The sequence below is a fragment of the Microbulbifer aggregans genome (genome assembly GCF_020524005.1).
GTDB lineage: Bacteria > Pseudomonadota > Gammaproteobacteria > Pseudomonadales > Cellvibrionaceae > Microbulbifer > Microbulbifer aggregans_A.
Genome location: NZ_JAIVKK010000028.1, coordinates 1 through 2,843, shown reverse-complemented (window position 1 = coordinate 2,843; position 2,843 = coordinate 1). Strand labels below are relative to the sequence as shown.

The 2,843-nt window shown below is 49.7% G+C and carries 1 protein-coding gene; it reads right to left on the bottom strand.

Annotated elements, in window-relative coordinates; translation table 11 throughout:
* On the bottom strand, positions 1-2,843 hold a 2,843-nt coding region (locus tag LC093_RS20090), incomplete at both ends, for a non-ribosomal peptide synthetase (protein WP_226669246.1).

The window sequence follows — 2,843 nt, the reverse complement described above, 5'->3', positions numbered from 1 at the left end:
TCAGCAAACGGGTTGTCGATAAAACGCTCGGCACTTAGCTCCGCGCGATTTAAATAGCCCCGAGCCACGCCGGCACCGCCGATGTACAGCTCACCCACCGCGCCCACGGGCAGCAGGTGCAAACTGCGATCGAGAACATAGAGCTGAGTATTTTGAATCGGACCGCCGATGTTGGTCGCAAGGTCCCCGGGCTGAAACTCGTGAGCCGAGGCGCAAACCGTGCTCTCGGTCGGTCCATAAGCATTAAAGATACGACAGTGAGCGCGAACGCTGTTGAGCATCTCCAACCCGGGAGACTCGCCGGCGGTGATCAGCGCCCTGAGTCCAGACAGTCGCGTTGCATCCAACTGGGCCAGAAAGACTGGAGGTAAAGTGGCCAGTTCAATCTTTTGGCTCACCAGTAAATCACTTAACGCCTCGGGGCTTGTACGCTGACTGTCAGTGCAAATAAACAGCGTTTGACCAGACATCAGACCGACAAAGAGTTCGAACACACTGGCATCAAATACATAAGACGCAAACTGCAGTGCCCGTGTGCACTGATCCGCCGCAAACGCGTGCTTTTGCGCCTCCGCCAGGTGTAACACGTTGCGGTGCTCGATCATCACCCCTTTCGGCTGACCGGTGGTACCCGAGGTGTAAATAACATAAGCCAGATGATCTGGTTGCACGGGCAGCGACAGATTCTCACTGCTCTGGGCAATCAGCACAGAGGCTTCATCCACACATAGCGCTGACGCCGCGTATTCATCGAGTGCTACACACAGATGCTGCTGTGTTAACACAACTGGTGCCTGAGTGTCAGACAAGATAAAAGACACGCGCTCGGCGGGATACTCTGGCGAGATGGGCACATAGGCCGCCCCCGCCTTCAGTACCGCTAAGATGGCAACAACCATATCCAAACCGCGATCGAGGTACAGCGCCACCGGGGTATCCGGCTGTAACGGTGTGCCCACCTGATTAAGACAGTGACTGCGCAGCGCTCTCGCGAGACGGTTAGCCCGCTGGTTCAGCGCCTGATAGCTGAGATCCTCACCAGAAAAAGACAGGGCGACTCGCTCAGGTGTACTCGCCACCTGGCGTTCAAATTCCTGCACCAGTGTGCTGTCCTTTGCGCAATCCGACCTACCCTGATTCCAAAGTTGCAGCTGAACCTTTCTTTCTGCCTCAGATAGAACATTAATATCTTCTAATATTCTGTTCTTTGGAGAACAAAATCCCTTTAGCACTCGCTGAAAAATACACAGAACATTTTCCATTGTCGCTTGATGGAACAAACTCTGCGCATAAGTTAAACCACCGGATATATGATCTGATCCTGTATTCACTATCAGACTGATATCGAACTTAGCTGGACTATATATGCGCTCACCATTCTGCACCAACGAAACAGGTAAAAACTGTTGATAAGGTTTTTTCCCCACCTGATGAAGAACATCTTGGGTTGTAAACATTACCTGAAAAATAGGATGACGGTTGGTATGGCGCTCGACCTCAAGAAGGCTAACCAGCCTATCGAAAGGGACATCCTGATTTGATTTCGCCCCCATCACCATTTGATGCGTGGATTGAATAAATTCAACAATGGTCAACTGACGATCTACGCGAGTACGCAACACTAGAGAATTGACAAAAAACCCAATGAGATTTTGCAGCTGAGAATGTTCGCGATTATCAGACGGGGTACCGATGACAATATCTTCTTGACCGCTAACACTAGATAGCGTGAGATAAAATGCACTCAGCAAAACGCTATACAGCGTAGTGTTTGCTTCACAAGCCAGGTCATTTAGTTCTTGACTGAGTTCGCTATCAACTGAAAATTCCAGATCCTTACCAAGGTACTCCAGAGACTCAGGCCTTGCTTTATCGAGTGGTATCGAGAGACTTTCAAAATTCTCCAACTGCTGCTGCCAATAACGAACTTGAGGTGCTATCACTCGCTCTTCATAGTCCCCACCCCTCTGCCAACTTGCAAAATCAGCGTACTGGATTTCCAACTTTGGTAAATCAATATCCCGGCCAAAACTGCGAGCTGACAGTATCTGTTCGAGCTCGTTAAACAGCACATTGATCGACCAACCATCGAAAGCAATATGATGCAACACTAGCATTAAGTATTGCTCGCCACCGACCTGATAATGCTGTACACGCAATGGAACTTCGCTGAACAAATCAAACGGTCGCTCAATAGTTCGCTGAGCGTGTTCAATTAAAGTATCGAAACTAGTGAGACTGGCTTCACGTAATTCTAGTAAAGGTTCAACCACACGCTGATAGTCACCCGACTCTTCTGAAACAAAAATCGTTCTCAACACGCGATGTCGCTGAACAATTTCTTGCAATGCGGCCTGTAAATCAGAAATTTCTACAGAGTCAGAAAGCTTCAGTAAACAGGGAATGTGATAAGCGCTAAGGCCCTGTTCAAAACGTTCAACAAACAGCAAGCTTTCCTGCGAAAACGACAGGGGTAATTTTTCTAGATTCGATATGGGGATCTGAGAGAAAGCACCAGCTGGATCATATCGAACCGTCGCCAAGTTGCTCGCAAGCCCTGCAACTGTTTTACATTGAAAAATTGTTGCCAGAGCAACGTGATGTTCCAATTGACGGTGCAAAGCCGCTCCCAGGCGCACCGCTGTAATCGAGTTACCACCCAAGGAAAAGAAATTATCCTCGATCCCCACACGATCAACGTCCAGTACCTCTTGCCAAACCTGACACAGTGTCGCCTCCAGCTCCGTGCGTGGCGCAACATAGCTCTCCGCCGAACCAAAGTCCGGCTCTGGCAGCGCCTTCACATCCAGCTTGCCATTGATTGTCAGCGGCAGCTCCGCCAG